This is a genomic window from Cohnella ginsengisoli, from assembly GCF_029525555.1.
Lineage (GTDB): Bacteria > Bacillota > Bacilli > Paenibacillales > Paenibacillaceae > Cohnella > Cohnella ginsengisoli.
In genome coordinates, this window is the sequence record NZ_JAPDHZ010000002.1 from 435,284 (window position 1) to 451,614 (window position 16,331).

Genomic DNA, 16,331 nt, shown 5'->3' on the forward strand with positions numbered 1-16,331 from the left:
GCGCCTCCTCTTCCAAATAAGCTTTACGGGCGAGCCGACTGCCGCAGATGCCGCAGCAGCGCGAGCAGGCCGAGCTCGTAGCCGTACGCGCCGAAGCCGGCGATCTGGCCGACGCACACCGGCGCGAGCATCGACGTATGTCTGAAAGATTCGCGCTTATGGATGTTCGACAAGTGGACTTCGACCGTCGGGAGACCGACGGACGCGATCCCGTCGCGAAGCGCGATGCTCGTATGGGTGTATGCGCCGGGATTGATCAATATGCCGTCGTGCCGGCCGAATGCGGCATGCATCTCGTCCAGCAATCCGCCCTCGTGATTCGATTGATAAAAGGAAAGAGAAGCCCCTTCGCGCTCGGCCGCCTCCCTTAGATTCCGCTCGATGTCCGATAGCGTGGCGGTGCCGTACACCCCCGGCTCTCTGACGCCGAGCATATTCAGGTTCGGTCCGTTCAGAACCAAGATACTGGGCAAGTCCGGCACTCCTTCCTTGATTTTCAGCGATAAATTCATCAGTCATTGTATCACAACGTCCCGAGGCGTCGCCACACGCGGTCTCGCGTTCAGCCTTCCGTCAAGCGGGCTCGGGATCGCCTGAGCGCCCGCTCTCTTCGCCGTTCGCCCGCTTCGGCTCGCGCGCGGACTCGTTGTGGTATTCGAAGGCGAACGAATAGCCGATAAAAAAGGCCCCATAGCAAATACAAGGCGCCTTCCGTAAACACGCTGCCAAGACCGATCTCTTTGTATGACGGCACGGCGCCCGTCGCCGGTCCGATCCAGAAAAACAACAGCACCCACCAGGCGGCGCCGAAAAACAAGCCGGGCCACGGCCCCCGAAGCTTGCCGAGAATCAACCAATACAAATAAGCGGCAACGACGGACATGACGACAAACAGCGCCAAACCGACGCAATGCCATGCGATCGTGTCCAGGCGCTCCCGCTTGATGAACGGATCGGCCAAAAAAAGCCTGCGGCACCTTCGTAAAATTCATCGCGACCGTCAGCCAACGGAGCGATCCCCAGATCAATCCGGCGAAAAAGCCGAGCGTCAGGCAATAAGCCGCGGGGCGCTTCGTTCTTCCCGTACCCTCGCTGTTGTTTTGCGATTGTTCCATCTTTTTCGCTCCATCCTTTCGGAAGCTTCCGCTTGTCGGCATAGTATGGGCTTCATGCCGGAGCGCTAGTCGCTTCGCGGCCCGGCCATGTAGCATTGCAGGCCCTTATCCTGTAAAATAAGAAGATACTCGAAGCCCTCAGCTTCAAGAGATTCGTCGAGAGATGGTGAATGGTTTGGCAGAACAACCGACCTCCATATACGGGGGACAAGCCGTGATCGAAGGCGTCATGTTCGCCGGACGGAACGTCCACGTGACCGCGGTGCGGCGCAAGAACCAAGAAATCGCGTTTTTTGAAGTTCCCCCGCAAGCAGCAGCAGAGCCGGGCGCTCGCGGTGCTGAAGCGGATCCCTTTTATCCGGGGCATCGTCGGCATCGTCGAGTCTTCGGCCAAAGGCTCTCAGCACTTGAACTTCTCGGCCGAAGCGTACGCGGAGGACGAGACGCAGCCGGAAGCGGCCGAGAAGCCGAAGGAAAAAGAAAAATGGAGCCTGTCCATGGTGCTTGGGGTAGCCGTGGTAGGCGTTCTGTCGTTCGTCTTCGGCAAGCTCGTATTCACGACCGTCCCCGCGCTGCTCGAAGGCTTTCTGTTCGAAAACGTATTTAGCAGCATGATCCTGCATAACCTGTTGGAAGGCGTCATCAAGATCGCGCTCTTGCTCTTTTATCTTTGGTTCATATCCAAGACGCCATTGATCAAGCGCCTGTTCCAGTATCACGGCGCCGAGCACAAGGTAATCAGCGCCTACGAAGCCGGCGTCGAGCTGACGGTCGAAAACGTGCAACGTTTCACGCGCCTTCATTATCGCTGCGGCAGCAGCTTTCTCGTGTTCACGGTCATCGTCGGCGTCGTGCTTTACTCGTTCCCGATTTTCCATTGGGACACGATATGGGAACGCATATGGATTCGAATCGCGTTGCTCCCAGTCGTCATCGGCATTTCCTACGAGGTGCTTCGCTGGACGAACGCGGCTCGCGATATTCCGGGGCTGCGTGTGCTCGGGTACCCGGGACTCTGGCTTCAATTGCTGACGACCAAAGAACCGAATGACGATCAGGTAGCCGTTTCCATCGCTTCGTTCAATCGCATGCGGGAGCTCGACCGCGAGATTCGGCCCGTATAATTCAACTTCAACGGGAGGGACGCTCATTGCGCAAACGCAACCGAATGCCAACTTGGTTTGTCGTCTTCCTGGCGTTAGTCGCCATCGGTATCGCGTCCAGCATCTTGAACGGCGGCCAAGCGCTCATCATTCCCGTCGTCCTCATCGCGATCGTATGGATCTTGTACAAGTTTCCGCCGAACCGCTGGGCCCGCGGAGGAACGCCTCGCTCGGACTATCAGCGCGCGGCGGCGCAGAGCAAAAAGCGCCAACAAGCCAAGGAAACCGCCGCCAAGCCGCGCCGCAGCCCCTCGCCTTTCCGCGTCATCGAAGGCAGCAAGGGACGCGACGACGAGCCGCCGACCTATCATTGATCGACCGTTTTAACGGCGCGCTGCGCAAAAAGGATTGAGGCTCCCGCCTCAATCCTTTTTTATTTGGCCGTTCCGGCGGCTTGACAGATCCGAATCGAACTTTGGGCGCGCTTGACGCATGGACGGAATGCGGATGCATATTCGGCAGGTCTGGCGGGCATACCCCCGTCCTGTAGTCGAACAGGTCGAAAAACGCGCTGCCCGCGTTTAACCCCGATTGGTACAGGCTTTCGCTTTGCGCTTCCGACAAATGAAAGTCCGTCGTCCGGACGCCGAGCGTCGGGATCTTGATCGTCCGCACGCGGTTGTTTTTTTTCGATATAACGCTCGTCGTGGGCGCTCAGCATCGTTTCGAACATGGCATAGAACATCGTGAACGGCCCGCTGATCCGATGCCCTTTCGGATTCGGCCTGCCGACCATTTGGAAGCCCACCACCGGCAGCGCGGGCTCCTTCGCATCAGGCTCTTCGAAAAGCCAAAGCGGAAAGTTGCTGAGCAGTCCGCCGTCAACGACATAGGAGCCGTGCGCGATCAAGCTCTTGTTTTGACGCTTGTCGCGTTTGAACGGGCGGTAGGCGGAAGCGCTGCGTATGATGACGGGATCGAAAAAGTAAGGGATGCTCACGCTCATGCGGATCGCCTGGGCCACGCCCAGATCGCGGGGATCCATCCCATAATCCGCGATGTCGTCCGGCAGCACGAGAAGTTTGCCGTTCGTTATATCCGATGCGACGATGCGCAAACGGCCCGGGGGCAAGTCCCCGAACGTTCGGATCCCGCGAGCAGCCAGCAGCTTTTCGGCCCACGTTTCGAGCGTGTCGCCGCTGTACAGCCCTTTGAACATCAACAGGCGAGCGGCGGGACCGATCAACTTCACGTTAAAGATGGGCGCTCGCTTCAAAAATGCGGAAAAGGGCGTGCCGTCGATGATCATTTTCATCTCCGATGCGCTGTACCCGGCTGCGATCAGCGCCGCCACGATGCTCCCGGCGGAGGTTCCCGCAACCTGGTTGAACCCGTAGCCGTTCAACTCCGCGGCCCGAACCGCGCCCGCGAGCGAAATGCCCTTCACCCCGCCGCCTTCGAAAACCGCATTGATCATTTTCAGGTGCATCAGGCTACCTCCGTCCGCATTAACCCGGTTACAGCAAGCTTATGCGGCAGGATGGGGACGCAGACCGATGGGGTTCATCTTCGTTTGTTCATCCATTCTCTTCAAGCAAGCAAAAGAGGACGCTTCGCGCGTCCTCTCCTCTTATTCGGTATCCAATTCGGCGCGTATGCGCATCAATTCGGCCCGGCGCGCATCGTCCCGATTAAAATATTCGACCAGCGTCTCGATGCAGGTGATGGAATCCCAGCTCAAATGATGCTCGATTCCTTCCACGTCGCGGTAAATATTTTCATGCTGCACGCCGATCACGCTCAGGAACGATTCGAGCAGATGATGCCGGTCGACGAGCCGCTTTCCGATTTTTTTTCCTTTGCTCGTGAGGATAAGTCCCCGATACTTCTCGTAAATCAAGTATTGATCCTTGTCCAGCTTCTGAATCATCTTGGTCACGGACGAGGGGTGCACTTCCAGTCCTTCGGCGATGTCGGATACGCGGGCGTATCCCTTCTCGTCGATCAGCCTGTAGATGCGTTCGAGATAATCTTCCATGCTTGGCGTCGGCACCGAACTGTCCCCTTTCCCGACGGTTAATAACTCTTTGTATCATACAACGCTGGACTTGCAAGGGCAAGCCGCCCGCCCTTGCCGCTTGATTCTCATCCAGAAGTTAACCGGTGTCCGCCGCCCTTGGCCGAAGCATACTACGGATTCAAAGGGGGGCGAGTGTTCGATGAGCGTCGGCGTTACCGAAAAACCGCGCAAAGCCGCAACGACCAAGCCGTTCGTACCCGAGCTCGTCTACTTCGAGCCCGAAGCGCTGAACTATCCGATGGGCATTCGAATCCGCGACTGGGCGCTGCGGGAAGGCATTCCGCACAGGATGACCACTTCGCATAACCGAATCACCAACCTGCCCGGAGAGACCGAGACGGAGCAGTACAAGATCGCGAAAAGAACGCTCGTCGTCGGCCTCCGCAAGACGCTGAAATTCGATACGTCCAAGCCTTCCGCCGAATATGCGATCCCGCTGGCGACAGGTTGCATGGGCCACTGCCATTATTGCTACCTGCAAACGACGCTGGGCGCGAAGCCGTATATCCGCGTGTACGTCAATATCGACGACATCCTGACGGCCGCCAAAGGCTACATCGACGAGCGCAGTCCAGATATTACCCGCTTCGAGGCGGCTTGTACGTCGGATCCGCTCGGCCTCGAGCATATAACCGGATCGCTAGCCGAGACGATCGCCTTTATGGCGAAGCAGCCGCTCGGCAGATTGCGGTTCGTATCCAAGTTCCATCACGTCGACTCGCTGCTCGGCATCGCGCACGGCGGGCATACGCGGGTGCGGTTCAGCGTCAACGCCGATTATGTCATCCGAAGCTTCGAGCCCGCCACGTCCCGGTTCGCCGAACGGATCGAGGCGGCCGGCAAAATCGCAAGAGCGGGCTACCCGCTTGGTTTCATCATCGCGCCTATTATCTGGTTCGACGGCTGGGAAGACGGCTACGCCGAGCTGCTGAAGCGCCTGGCTGCCGAGCTGCCGCAGGAGGCCGGGCGAGACCTGACCTTCGAATTGATCCAGCATCGCTTTACGAAGACAGCCAAGACCGTCATCGAAAAGCGCTATCCGAAAACCAAGCTCGAAATGGACGAGGCGAAACGGAAAAAGAAATGGGGCCGTTGGGGGCAAAATAAATACGTTTATCCCGACGAGCAAGCCGATGCGCTGCGCATGTTCATAACCGAACGCATCTTCGAAGCTTTCCCGACCGCGAAAATCGAATACTTTACCTAAGCACGCGCCAGATGCTTTAGAACAAAAGCCAATCCGGCGTGATCCGGTTCAGCCAGATCGTGATCTCGGTCATCCGGTCCGTAAACAGCAAGATGCCCATTAAAATCATGAGCGCGCCGCCGATTTTCATCAGCTTGTCGGAATATTTCAAAATCCATCTGGCCGACCCGATAAAAAACGCGAGTACGAAAAAAGGTACGCCGAAGCCTAACGAATACGCGGCCGTCATGCTTGCCCATGTGCCCGGTTCGCTGGCGGCCAACGCTAAAATCGCGGTAAGGATCGGCCCTACGCACGGAGACCATCCGGCGGAAAAGCCGATCCCGAAAATAAATGAGCCGATATATCCGGCTGGGCGCCAACTCACGTTCATCTTGCGCTCCTTGAGCAGAAGCTGCGGCTGGAAGACGCCCAGCAAAAACAAGCCCATCAATACGATGAGGATGGCCGAGATCTGACGGATCAAATCCTGATATTCCCGGAATGTATAGGCGAACGTATTGGCCGTATAGCTAAGCGTGAAAAATACTGCCGAGAAGCCCAAAATAAAAAAAGAACGTATGCGCCATCGTTTTCGCGCGAATTTCTTTGCTCGATTCGGTTTTGAGGCGTGTCACCGATATACCGGTTATGTACGAAAGATAGGACGGATATAATGGAAGGCAGCAAGGAGAAATAAAGGAAGCGAGCCCCCCCGCAAAAGCGATTCCGATGTTCAGTTGACTCATAGGTTCCTCCTTACGGATATGAAAGCGGGGCCGGAAAACCGGCCCCGACGCATCAAGCTTCTACCTTCATCTGAGCGACCATGATGGATATGAGCTGCTGGACCTGAACCGGCTTGCTGATATAAGCGTTCGCTCCGGCCTCCAGGCATTTGTCCCGGTCTTCCTTCATCGCCTTGGCCGTCACCGCGATGATCGGCGTGTTCAGCTGCAGCGTATGTCGAATCTCTCGAATCGCCTGGAATCCGTCCATGTCCGGCATCATGATGTCCATCAGTATACAGTCGTAATTGTCGCCGACGCGCAGCCGGTCCATACACTCTATACCGTCATGCGCGATCGTGAATGTCATCTCGAGCGACTCCAGCACATGCGAAAGCGCGAACAGATTGCGTGCGTCGTCGTCGACCAGAAGGACGCTCCGTCCCTTCAACGCCGCGGTACTCAGCGGCATCTCGGACACGGCGATGGACACCGGATCGGCAACGGACAGCGCTGCGGAGGACGTCGCGAGCTGCTTCGACGCGACCGCCTCGTCCAACACGCCGATCGAACGCTGCGCCGGCAAATACAACGTGAATTCGCTGCCCTTGCCTTCCATGCTCTGCACCTCGATCCGGCCGCCGAGCATATTCGCGAGGGACGCCGAGATCGTAAGGCCTAGGCCGGTGCCCCCGTACTTGCGGGCGGTGCCGCTGTCTGCTTGGGTGAAGGCTTCGAAAATCAAACCGAGCTTATCGCTCGCAATGCCCCTGCCCGTGTCCGTGACGGTGAACGCGATCTCCTGCTGACCCCAGGAATTGTTCGCATGCACGCCGATAAGAAGATCGACTTTGCCGGCTTCGGTAAACTTGAACGCGTTGGACAGCAAGTTTTTCAATATCTGCTGCAGGCGGAATCCGTCTGTCTCCAGCCACGCCGGCGTTGACGGCGCGATCCGAACCGCGAAGTCCAGCTTTTTCTTGGCCGCGACTTCCTGGAAGTTGCTCTGAATCGTGAGTTGAAGATCCGACAGGACGATGTTGCCCATCTCGATATCGAGTTTGCCGGCCTCGACCTTGGACAGGTCGAGAATATCGTTGATCAGATTCAGCAGATCGTTGCCGGCGCTGTAAATCGTATTGACATAGCTGATATCGTCTTCGCTTAGATGGCCGTGCCGGTTCTCGGCCAGCATCTGGGACAGAATCAGCATGCTGTTAAGCGGCGTCCGCAGTTCGTGCGACATGTTGGCGAGAAATTCGCTTTTGAAGTTGGAGCTGCGCTTGAGCTCGTCGTTCATCGACAACAGTTCGAGCGACTGGGCGTTGAGCTCTTCGGACTGCACCTGGAGTTCTTCGTTCGCCGCTTGCGCCTCCGTATACAGCTGCTCCATCTCCATGCGGCTCTTGACGGATTGAATCGTCACGCCCAGCATGGACGCCAGCTGTTCCAACAGCTCGATCTCCGCCTTTTTTGAAAAACTTGAACGCGCCGATCTCGAGGACGCCGACGACGACTTTCTCGAAGAGAACCGGCAGCAGGACGATCTGCTTAGGCGCGGATTGACCGATGCCGGAGTGAATGCGCACGTAGCCGTCGGGTACCTGATTGACGATCATCGTGCGAGTGCCGGCCGCGCATTGCCCGACCAGTCCTTCGCCCACCTGGAATTCCTTCCGTCCGAAGTTCTCGGAGCCGTCCGCGTAAGAAGCGTTTTTGACCAGCTGGTTCGCCCGGTCGCGGACGTACAAGACGCCGTAAGGGATATCGAATACGCGCACCATCTGATTCATGAACAGACGTCCGACCGCATCGATGTCGTTCTGCTCCTGCAGCAGCGTAGCGATCTCCGCAATCTGGTCTTTGCGAAGGTTTTGCCGCTCGATCGAATCCAGCAGGGCGTTGGTCGAGTCCCCGAGCTCCATCATCTCGTCTCTCGTGTTGATCTCGATCCGCTTGTCCAGGTTCCCGTCCTGCGATGCGATCTGGCGGATCGTCGTGCTGACCTTGCGGATCGTCTTAATGACGGTGCCGGAGATGAACCAAGCGATCGCGATCGCGATGATCGCCACGAACAGCCAGAGAAGATAAAGGAAAAAGATCAGGGAGGCGTTTCTCTCTTTAAGATCAGCCACCCGCTGGTTCGTCATATTCATCTCGGTGTCTTTGAAATTTTGCAGTTGCTGACGGAGCGCGTCCGTCTTGGACTTCCCTATTTTCTCCTGAAAAAACCGGTCGAGGCTTGCCGTATCTCCGCTTCGCTTGTAGCCGATCGCGTTTTCGCTCGCCGTATTCGTCCATTCCTGGATATTCGCCTTGATGCTATCCAGGTTGCGCAGCTGCGCAGGGTTGTCGATCACAAGCGCCGACAGCGCGTTGACGTCGGATTCCCATCTGGCCTTGCCCGTATTGTAGGGCTCCAGATAATCATCGTCGCCGCTGATGACGTAGCCTCGCATCCCCGTCTCCATGTCCAGCATGTCTTTTTGAATCTGGTCGACCGTCTCGTGCACCTGAATGTCGTGCGTGCTGATGAATTCCACTTCGTTTTGCAAGGACGCGATCCGCACGGTCAAAGCGACGATCGCAATGCCCAAAAAGACCATTACGATCACGTTGCCTAACAGAATCTTGGTCCGAATGGATATTTTTCTCCTTCGCTCCGGGACGCTGTACACGAATTGCTCCTCCTCGTTGCCGTTAATCTATTATTACTATCATAACTGAAAATAACGATCAATTAAAATATAAAACCTGCGAATGCCGAGATTCGCAGGTTTTTTATCCGATTTTATTTGACTAAAGCGCCGTTCGGCATCCCTTCGGGGACCGTCGCCAGCTTCAGTTGGCCGCCCTCCGAAGCCGCCAAAATCATGCCGTGGGACCATTCGCCGCGCAGCTTGACCGGCTTCAAATTGGCGACGCAGATCACCTTGGCGCCGACGAGTTCCTCCGGCTTGTAGTATTGGGCGATGCCCGATACGACCTGCCGCGACTCGCCTCCGAGATCGAGCTGCAGCTTCAGCAGCTTGTCGGCCTTCGGGATCGGCTCGCATGCCGTGACTTGCGCGACGCGCAGCTCGATTTTGGCGAAGTCGTCGATGGAGATCTCCTCCTTCGCGCCCGCCTTTGCGTTCTGCTGCGCGACCTCTTCCTTCGCGCCGGACGCGGGCTTCTCCGCAGTCGCTTCCGTTTTGGCGCCGCCGCCCATCATCTCCACGATCCAGGCGACCTCGCTCTCCAGATCGAGACGCGGGAACAACGCTTCGCCCTTCTCGACCTTCGCGCCGGCCGCGAGACCGCTCCACGCGCCGATGCTGTCCCAAGCGGTCGCCCGGCCTTCGGCGATGCCGAGCTGCGCCCAGATGCGGGCGGGGGCGTGGGTCATGAACGGCTGCAGCAAAATCGATACGATGCGCAGGCTCTCCGCCAGATGGGCCATGACCGAAGCCAGCGCGCCGCGGTCGGCTTCATCCTTGGCGAGCACCCATGGCTGCGTCTCGTCGATGTATTTGTTCGTCCGGCTGACGAGCGTCCAGATCGCCGTCAGCGCGACGGAAAATTCCATCGCTTCGATCGCTTCTTCGGTTTTTCGAACGGCCGCCGCAGCCACGGATTCCAAGTCCGCATCGAAATCCGTTGCGCCGTCAGCCTGTGGCACGACTCCGTCGAAGTACTTGCCGATCATGGCGACGGTGCGGCTCAGCAGGTTGCCCAGATCGTTGGCCAGATCGTAGTTCAGCCGCTCGGCGAAGTTCTCCGGCGTGAACGTGCCGTCGGAGCCGAACGGCACCTCGCGAAGCAGGTAGTAACGGACCGGATCGAGCCCGTAGCGGTCGATCAGCTTGACCGGGTCCACCACGTTGCCTTTGGACTTGGACATTTTGCCGTCTTTCATCAGCAGCCAGCCGTGGGCAAAAACCTTTTTCGGCAGCGGCAGGTCGAGCGCCATGAGCATGATCGGCCAGTAGATCGTATGGAAGCGGACGATCTCCTTGCTCATCAGGTGCACGTCAGCCGGCCAGAACTTGCGCATGAGCGCGTCGTCCGGCGTCCCGTAGCCGAGCGCCGTGATGTAGTTGCAGAGCGCATCGATCCAAACGTAGATGACATGCTTCGGATCGGAGCGCACCGGGATCCCCCAATTGTAGGTCGTCCGCGATACCGCTAGATCCTCGAGTCCGGGCTTGATGAAGTTGTTGATCATCTCGGTCTTGCGCGACTCGGGCTGGATGAAGCCCGGATGCGCCTCGTAATGGGCGAGCAGCCGGTCCACGTAATGGCTCATTTTGAAAAAGTAAGACTCTTCCTTGACCAGCTCGACCGGGTGTCCGCTGTCGGGACTCTTGCCGCCGACGACGTTGCCCTGCTCGTCCTTGACGACGTCGACCAGCTGCGTCTCGGTATAAAACGTCTCGTCGGGAATGCTGTACCAGCCTTCGTACTCGCCTTTGTAGATGTCGCCCTTGGCCAGCAGCTTCTCGAAAATTTCCTCCACGACCCGCGTATGCCGCGGTTCGGTCGTGCGAATGAAGTCGTCGTTCGAGATCTCGAGCTTCTTCCACAAATCCTTGATGCCCACGACGATATCGTCGACGAACTGCTGCGGCGTCTTGCCCGCATCCTGCGCCTTGCGCTCGATTTTCTGGCCGTGCTCGTCCGTGCCCGTCAGATAGCGAACCTCGAAGCCGCGCAGGCGTTTGTACCTGGAAATGGCGTCGCCGGCGACGGTCGTGTAAGCGTGCCCGATATGCAGCTTGTCGCTCGGGTAGTAGATCGGCGTCGTGATATAAAAGGTTTTGCCCGTTTCGGTCATTTTCTTCAGCTCCTGTAGGGGGGATATGGCGCAGACATCGGGCCGAAAACGCAAAAAGACTCCCGTCCGACATGGGACGAGAGTCTGCGCTCACGTGGTACCACCCAAATTCCCTCCGCCGCATGCGCGCGCGAAGGCTCATTCGCGCCGGTCGCCTTCGACCGGCAGCTCCGTTAACGCCGGAACGCGTCGTACTCTCATCGCCGGACCGCGGCGGCGGCGGCGGCGCTCGAGCACGAATCCTCCAGGACCATCTTCCAAAGTCGATCTATGCCGGCTCGCAGCGTCCCCGGCTCTCTGAGATAGATCGTTGCCTTTGTACTCATCGCTTCATCGGATCGGTATACGGTTGTATTGGCCAAAATATAACGCAGCGCGAGGGGCGATGTCAAGCGGACGGCCGCCCTTCCTCGCGTTTTGCCTTAGGCGGAGGGACCGGATCGAAGCCGCCGGGGTGAAAAGGGTGGCATTTGCAGATGCGCGCCGCGGCCAAGCCCGCGCCCTTGAGCGGTCCGTGCACCTCGATCGCCTCCAGCGCATAGGCGGAACAGGTCGGAGCGAACCGGCAGGTCGGCGGCTTGAGCGGAGAGACGAACCGGCGGTAAAATACGATAGGCAGCCGCATCGCCGCCACGAATGCGTTCCTCATCCCGTCACGCCTCCCTTGCGATTGCATCCGTTATTTTCATCATGCCGGAAGCCCGCTGCCGAAGTCAATTCGAACAACGGACCGCAGTCAGTCAAACCATTGGTTCACGACCAGAATAAAGGCGACGAGCGAGACGGCCGATCCGATCATATAGCCCCACCCTTGTCCTTTTTTAAGCTGAAAAAAACGGAGTATGCCCATGCTGAGCAGTCCCCCGACCAACAAAATGAAAATGACGCCTACGATGAACAATCCGGCTGAAACTTCAGATACGTCGACTAATTCCAAAAGCGCTTCCTCCCTATCCTCATGACGCACCGGCGCAACCCGCGCGCGAGTGCCGCTGTTTGCATTATAGCGAATTCGGAAGGGATTGAACACGCTTGCCGCGCTTATTCGCCGATAAAAAAGCTCGACCTCGCCTTGCCTCGGCGGCTTTCGGCGGAATACGACGACCCATTTCCCGTTTTTCCAGGCGACCCTCCCCGTCTTCGGCAAGACGAGACAGGGCAGCTTCAGCGACGCGGTTGCGTCGCCGGGCAGACCGGACACGCGCAGCCTGTCGGCCGCCGCGTACAGACGAACGGCGCTCCTGTCCGTGCCCGGCGGCGGTTTGATCGTGGCGACGACGCGTTTTTGCTCTTTTCGAGCTTCCATTTGCGGGTTCGCGGTGACGTTGGCTTCGGGCCGCGCCCCCGCGACGCTACCCGTCTTTTCTTCGGACTTGCCGAACCCGAGCTTCCGTATATAATCGTCGAGCCACGATTCGTCTTCGTGCCTCCATTGTTTGATCAAATCCCACGGCAGGTCCTTGCCGATCAGCCGGCGGAGCTCGCTCCAATCCGGCAGCGGTCCTTCGTCGAAAAATGCCATCCATTCCGCCCTCCCTCGCAGGCAAAACGTTGCAGCGCTTCTTGCTCGCTGCAAGTCGTTCCGCCGGTTCCGAACCATCATCAGCTTATGCGGGCCTGGGCGAGGGAGTGCGGAAAGCCGGAATTCGGGAACATCTGGGCTCCTGCCTTCATACATTAAGACATGACCATTTAAAAGGGAGTCGTTGCCGCATGCCCAGCATCGTAGGAGCTGTCAAAATCATCAGCATCGGCTCCAGCGGCGTCGTCCAATTCGGGGACTGTCTCCAAGTTTCCCCATCCAGCACGACCAAAACTTTCGCGGGAGCAGGTTCCTTCGTTACCGGCGACTTGCCTAGAACCAACTCGATCAGCTCGACGAATACGAACGATCCCGACGTAGTCGATTCGAATTCGGCGGGAGGCGCCGTCGTCTGATGGCGTGGACGATCTATCAACAAATATCGATCGGCCAGTTGCGCGTGGATGCCGTCTCCAACTCCTCCGTCCTTCAGATCGGCAGCGCCGGAAGCATTCGATCGCTCTCCCAATTATATAATTCGGGAGGGTTCACCGAACCGGCCGCGCAATTGAGCGAGAGCCAGCCCAACGCGTCGGAGCCGCTATTTCTCGCTCCGTTGCCCAATCCAAGCTAGCGAGTTACGCATTTCACCGGCAGGAGGCGTATCGCATTGAACTCGGTATGGCATTTTCCGAACGGGCATTCGGGTTTCGATTGCCAAGTCTGCGCAGGTCGAATTCGCGAGCTCGAATCTTGGGCGGGGTCGGCCGCGGAGCAATTGAAAGAATTCCAGAAGCAAATCGATAACCTTCGCCAGCAGCATGCCGAAGCGCAGTCGCGAATCGGCGAGATGCAGACCCGAATCGAGGACCTGCAGCGCCAGCCCCCGGTTCACGTCGAGTATCACTTCGACCAGCTGAAGGTGAGCAGGCTGGACGGCACGCTCAATATCGGCATCAGCCCGAACGCCAAAGGCGACGTCGACTCCTTCGAAGTTCCGGCAACGGGCACTTGGCAGACGCCCGCCGCCGGGTCCGAAGGACCCGAGTCTTTTATTCCGAGACTCCTCAAACAAGGCCGCGAGATGTTCGACCAAGAGGCCGCAGCCGATCTGGCCGCGACCGCTGCGAAGAACGGCATTTCTTTCGAAGCTTCCGAGATCGGGCGGGTAACGGAGGACGTAAAAGCGCAATTGGGACCCCGAATCCAGTATTACGCGCGCACGACGCCGCTGCCTAAGGAAAGCGGGGAAAAAGCGTTGGCGGATTGGGAACGGGAAGTGATCGGAAAAGTCAGGAAAGACGTACGCGCCGCTTTTGAAAACTATGCGGCCAAGCGCGTGTCGCAAACGCCGCCGGAAGGGCAGTGAATCCAATGAACTTCGGACAAATGATCGTAAACAACGAACCGGTCCGGATCGGATCGATTCGCGTACTCGGCATATCCAGTTCTTCCTCGATGCTCGTGGGGGATACGCATAGCATGACGCTGTATTCGTATTTCGACACGCCGCCGGAATCCGTCATCGTCGGACCGCTGGCGCCGCTGCCGGACCTTCCCGAAGAGAACCTATGATATGAGCTTGTCGCCCAGAGTCTCGGCAATCGGTCTCGTCTATATCAATTCGGCTTCCGATTCGTCCGTCGTCCATTTTGGGGACAACCGCGACGGCGCAAGATTGACCGCGCGCGTGCTTGCGGTACAGCGCAGCGTCGCGACGTTCAGGGACAACGAATTTCCTTTCGCCTCTTATTCGCTTTTTACGCGTCCCTTGCCCATCCCTCCGCCCGACGAGGGACCGGCCGCGAGCTTCAGGTCTGCGTCCGCGCCGATCGAGATCGGCACCGTTCGAATTACCGCCATTTCGGCCGCTTCGCACGTCAGGATCGGCAATGGCGGTCCGGAAACCGCAGAGACGCGTATCGTCAATATACGCAATCGCATACCCGGCGTCCAACCGCGCGTCGAAGTCGATTTTAAATGATCCTCCCGGCGTAAACGGGCGAACGCACAAGCCGCCCGCCGGCCTCCGCATATGATGACTGTGTGATCGCTCATCACATAAACCTAATCGGGAGGTTGTTACTATGGGATACCCAGTAGCAGGCGCAGGTTGCGGATACGGCGGCGGCGCCATGGCGGGTGCAGCGTTCGCGCTGGTTCTGTACGTACTGCTCGTCATCATCCTTAAAGCCGGCATTTTCTAATCGACTTGCGGCGAAGTCGCGCCCGATTCGATAGCGTAAAAAGCCTCCGGTCCGCATTCGCTGCGGCCGGAGGCTTTTGAACGTTTTATAAGCGCTTCGAGACGCTGCGGCGCCTCGGCGGTCAATAGCTGCCAGGCGAGATCTGCCCAAGCTTCAGCGACAGCTGCAGCTGCAGCCTGTCTTCAGGATCGTCGAGCGATACGCCGAGGATGCTCTGGATTTTGTCCAGCCTGTAGACGATCGTGTTGTAATGCGCATACAGCTTCTCGGAGGTCAGCTTGATGTTGCCGTTGCATCGGAAAAACATTTCCAGCGTCTCCGCGAGCCGGCCTCCGCCTTTACGGTCCGCCTGCTGCAACGGGACCATGTAGCGGCGCAAAAACTGTTCGCGCTCTTCCCCTCCGGGAATCAAGTACAGCAGCGCATATACGCCGAGGTTATCGTAAGAAACGACGTCGCCGGCCAATCCGCATACTTCCGCGACCCGCTTCGCCCTTTTCGCCTGCGACAGGCTCGCCGGCAGCAGCTCGGGTTTAGCGACCGGACGTCCGGCGAACAGCCTGATGGCCGGCATGGCGAGTTCCGCGCGAAGCTCTTCGAGCAGCTCCCGAAGCGACGCTTCCCCGGCCGCCTCGGCCAAGTCGCGTCCTTCGCCGTCGTCACCTGTCAGAATCAGCACGAGATCGCCGCCGAAGACGGCCGAGAGCAGCTCTCTACCGGGCAGCCGCCTGCCAGACCTGAGCCGGCGGGATAGATCCGCTAGCGTTCCGTCCGGCGCATCGCCGCCGGCGCCGGCTTCCTCCCAGCCGATTACGGCCGCGTATAGCCAGCCTGGGCGCTTGATCTCGCAGCCGCACACCTCGGCCCGCATCGTCCAGTCCAGTTCGGAGACGATCTTGCCCGACAGCCAGTCCTGCAGGAACAGTTCGAGATATTTTCCTTCGACCTCGCGCACCGCGTCGATATTGGCCATCTCCAAGTCTACGAACGCCGACAGACGCGCGAGCGTCAGCATGTCCAGGGCGGTGACCGGTCGGTTGTGCTCGAACAGCGCGATCGCGGTCGCGGGGTCTCCGCTCTTCGCGATCCGATGCACGTAGGCCCTTCGCCCGCCATCCGTGCCGACGAAGCTGGAAACGGACGCCCGCTCTCCCCCGCGCCTGACTTGCGCAGCAACAGCCGCGAAGGACGGAGACGCGTCAGGCAAGCGAAGGCAGCTCGAACGCCATTCGCCTCCCCGGCTTCCGAAGACGGCGATCGGATTGCCCAGCGCTTCTTCCATCGTATCCAGCGCCTGCTCCAAGCTGCCGCCTTCCAGGAGCAGCCGGGACACCCGGCCGATCGCCGATTGAAGTTCGACCAATTGACCATAATCTTCGGCCTGCGATCGATTTGGCGCCAAGCGCGCTTCGACCGCCATTTCCAAAAAGTCTTCCTTCGGTTCCATGATCGGAAAGCTGACACGGGTCGGCCTGCTATCAAGATGGGCGTCTTTACGTGACATTGGAGTCATAGGGATCCCCTCCTCGCCATGCGCGGTTGTTTTGCTTAAATGCACCTTCTTCGATATGTTA

17 protein-coding genes and 3 pseudogenes are annotated in these 16,331 nt (G+C 58.4%); 9 read left to right on the plus strand and 11 right to left on the minus strand.

What is annotated here, in order from left to right:
• Positions 1 to 23: 23 nt before the first annotated feature.
• On the minus strand, positions 24 to 473 hold the full coding sequence (aroQ, locus tag OMP38_RS02235) for a type II 3-dehydroquinate dehydratase (protein ID WP_277563692.1): 450 nt from the start codon (positions 471 to 473) through the stop codon (positions 24 to 26).
• An 89-nt stretch (positions 474 to 562) separates the two neighbouring features.
• Positions 563 to 961, minus strand: a complete 399-nt coding sequence (locus OMP38_RS02240; protein WP_277563693.1) for a YqhR family membrane protein — start codon at positions 959 to 961, stop codon at positions 563 to 565.
• Positions 962 to 1,278: 317 nt separating this feature from the next.
• Here OMP38_RS02240 and OMP38_RS02245 point away from each other — a divergent pair.
• Both OMP38_RS02245 and OMP38_RS02250 read left to right on the plus strand, forming a co-directional pair.
• Positions 1,279 to 2,239 (plus strand): annotated as a pseudogene (locus OMP38_RS02245) (DUF1385 domain-containing protein).
• Between the two features lie 26 nt (positions 2,240 to 2,265).
• Positions 2,266 to 2,592, plus strand: a complete 327-nt coding sequence (locus OMP38_RS02250; RefSeq protein ID WP_277563694.1) for an SdpI family protein — start codon at positions 2,266 to 2,268, stop codon at positions 2,590 to 2,592.
• A 178-nt stretch (positions 2,593 to 2,770) separates the two neighbouring features.
• Here the strand turns inward: OMP38_RS02250 and OMP38_RS02255 are convergent.
• Together OMP38_RS02255 and mntR are read right to left on the minus strand one after the other, a co-directional pair.
• A pseudogene (locus OMP38_RS02255) lies at positions 2,771 to 3,695 on the minus strand (patatin-like phospholipase family protein); the annotation flags it as partial.
• Positions 3,696 to 3,848: 153 nt separating this feature from the next.
• Positions 3,849 to 4,271, minus strand: coding sequence for a transcriptional regulator MntR (gene mntR, locus OMP38_RS02260; protein WP_217592633.1), 423 nt, complete (start codon positions 4,269 to 4,271; stop codon positions 3,849 to 3,851).
• Between the two features lie 166 nt (positions 4,272 to 4,437).
• Between mntR and splB the strand changes: the two genes are divergently transcribed.
• Positions 4,438 to 5,505 carry a spore photoproduct lyase gene (splB, locus tag OMP38_RS02265; protein ID WP_277563695.1) on the plus strand — a complete coding sequence of 356 codons (1,068 nt, stop codon included), beginning with the start codon at positions 4,438 to 4,440 and terminating at the stop codon, positions 5,503 to 5,505.
• A gap of 16 nt (positions 5,506 to 5,521) precedes the next feature.
• Here splB and OMP38_RS02270 read toward each other — a convergent pair.
• The 6 genes and pseudogenes from OMP38_RS02270 to OMP38_RS02295 form a co-directional block, all read right to left on the minus strand.
• Positions 5,522 to 6,233, minus strand: a pseudogene (locus tag OMP38_RS02270) (cytochrome c biogenesis CcdA family protein).
• A gap of 52 nt (positions 6,234 to 6,285) precedes the next feature.
• Positions 6,286 to 7,512 (minus strand): ATP-binding protein, encoded by a 1,227-nt coding sequence (locus OMP38_RS02275; RefSeq protein WP_338130463.1) that lies wholly within the window; start codon positions 7,510 to 7,512, stop codon positions 6,286 to 6,288.
• Positions 7,430 to 8,767, minus strand: a complete 1,338-nt coding sequence (locus OMP38_RS02280) for a CHASE3 domain-containing protein (protein ID WP_277563696.1) — start codon at positions 8,765 to 8,767, stop codon at positions 7,430 to 7,432. The genes OMP38_RS02275 and OMP38_RS02280 overlap by 83 nt, the downstream gene beginning before the upstream one ends.
• A gap of 236 nt (positions 8,768 to 9,003) precedes the next feature.
• On the minus strand, positions 9,004 to 11,028 hold the full coding sequence (gene metG, locus OMP38_RS02285) for a methionine--tRNA ligase (RefSeq protein ID WP_277563697.1): 2,025 nt from the start codon (positions 11,026 to 11,028) through the stop codon (positions 9,004 to 9,006).
• A gap of 388 nt (positions 11,029 to 11,416) precedes the next feature.
• Complete coding sequence (gene yidD, locus OMP38_RS02290; protein ID WP_277563698.1) at positions 11,417 to 11,677, minus strand: membrane protein insertion efficiency factor YidD; 261 nt, start codon at positions 11,675 to 11,677, stop codon at positions 11,417 to 11,419.
• Positions 11,678 to 11,764: 87 nt separating this feature from the next.
• Positions 11,765 to 12,550 (minus strand): hypothetical protein, encoded by a 786-nt coding sequence (locus tag OMP38_RS02295; protein WP_277563699.1) that lies wholly within the window; start codon positions 12,548 to 12,550, stop codon positions 11,765 to 11,767.
• A 191-nt stretch (positions 12,551 to 12,741) separates the two neighbouring features.
• Here OMP38_RS02295 and OMP38_RS02300 point away from each other — a divergent pair, with 191 nt between their 5' ends.
• From OMP38_RS02300 to OMP38_RS02325, 6 genes are all read left to right on the plus strand, one after another.
• The gene (locus OMP38_RS02300) at positions 12,742 to 12,966 is read left to right on the plus strand and encodes a spore germination protein (protein ID WP_090113143.1); all 225 of its coding nucleotides are present in this window, start codon (positions 12,742 to 12,744) and stop codon (positions 12,964 to 12,966) included.
• Positions 12,966 to 13,184: a spore germination protein GerPB gene (locus tag OMP38_RS02305; RefSeq protein WP_277563700.1), complete on the plus strand. Its 219-nt coding sequence runs from the start codon at positions 12,966 to 12,968 to the stop codon at positions 13,182 to 13,184. The genes OMP38_RS02300 and OMP38_RS02305 overlap by 1 nt, the downstream gene beginning before the upstream one ends.
• Positions 13,185 to 13,220: 36 nt before the next feature.
• On the plus strand, positions 13,221 to 13,919 hold the full coding sequence (gene gerPC, locus OMP38_RS02310; RefSeq protein WP_277563701.1) for a spore germination protein GerPC: 699 nt from the start codon (positions 13,221 to 13,223) through the stop codon (positions 13,917 to 13,919).
• 5 nt (positions 13,920 to 13,924) lie between these two features.
• Entirely contained in the window at positions 13,925 to 14,125 is a 201-nt protein-coding gene (locus OMP38_RS02315) for a spore gernimation protein GerPD (RefSeq protein ID WP_277563702.1), read from the plus strand.
• A gap of 1 nt (position 14,126) precedes the next feature.
• Positions 14,127 to 14,534: a spore germination protein GerPE gene (locus OMP38_RS02320; RefSeq protein WP_277563703.1), complete on the plus strand. Its 408-nt coding sequence runs from the start codon at positions 14,127 to 14,129 to the stop codon at positions 14,532 to 14,534.
• A gap of 103 nt (positions 14,535 to 14,637) precedes the next feature.
• The gene (locus tag OMP38_RS02325; protein WP_277563704.1) at positions 14,638 to 14,757 is read left to right on the plus strand and encodes a sporulation protein YjcZ; all 120 of its coding nucleotides are present in this window, start codon (positions 14,638 to 14,640) and stop codon (positions 14,755 to 14,757) included.
• 121 nt (positions 14,758 to 14,878) lie between these two features.
• Here the strand turns inward: OMP38_RS02325 and OMP38_RS02330 are convergent, their stop codons facing one another.
• Positions 14,879 to 16,270: a PucR family transcriptional regulator gene (locus tag OMP38_RS02330; protein ID WP_277563705.1), complete on the minus strand. Its 1,392-nt coding sequence runs from the start codon at positions 16,268 to 16,270 to the stop codon at positions 14,879 to 14,881.
• Positions 16,271 to 16,331: the final 61 nt, after the last annotated feature.